Source organism: Modestobacter versicolor, assembly GCF_041028285.1.
Classification (GTDB): Bacteria; Actinomycetota; Actinomycetes; order Mycobacteriales; family Geodermatophilaceae; genus Modestobacter; species Modestobacter versicolor_A.
Map to the genome: position 1 here is coordinate 1 of NZ_JABGDB010000040.1, position 602 is coordinate 602.

General features: G+C 37.0%; 1 protein-coding gene. It reads right to left on the bottom strand.

The annotated features are described in order from the left end of the window. Positions 1 to 306: 306 nt before the first annotated feature. A partial coding sequence (locus HL054_RS22165) for a hypothetical protein (RefSeq protein WP_369141294.1) occupies positions 307 to 602 on the bottom strand: 296 nt, incomplete at its 5' end.

A 602-nucleotide genomic window follows, 5' to 3' on the forward strand; every position in this document is an offset into this window, starting at 1 on the left:
CTTCTATGCTTTTGAAATCAATCTAATAAATCAATCGCTCCATACAACTCAACTTCATAACCCGCCGGTCAATCCATCTCATTGCCGCCATATGCACATCATCACCCTTGCCACAGGGTATTTCGGCACATACAACTATACACAACCTATCGCCCATCTCTAACTTAGCATCATTAGAAACTTCCTATAAATTGTGTGGTATATATATTATACACTATATTTCAAAATTCCATACCAACTTTTTAAAAATAAAAAGAAACTGACATTTTACTGCCAATTTCCCGAAATTTGTTTAACCCTTACGGATTAGTTAATTTCAACAACAAGTCTTAATAGACCGTTTGTCACTGTTCTCTTTGGAACTGCGGCAATGTCAGATGCTTCAAGGTATGTACCAAGGTCATTTGAAATTCCTATTGGTCCTGAGTTAACAGCAGAAATGTCGATTGAGTGAAGAACTGAGTCATATGTACCAATTACGGCAATAAGGTTGTGTGCTTCCAATGTTGAGTTTGCTTGTGAATCCTTGTATTGAACTGTAGCAGGAATGAACATGTCACCTGATATGATTCTGTATCCACCGATTATACCTACTTGGTATT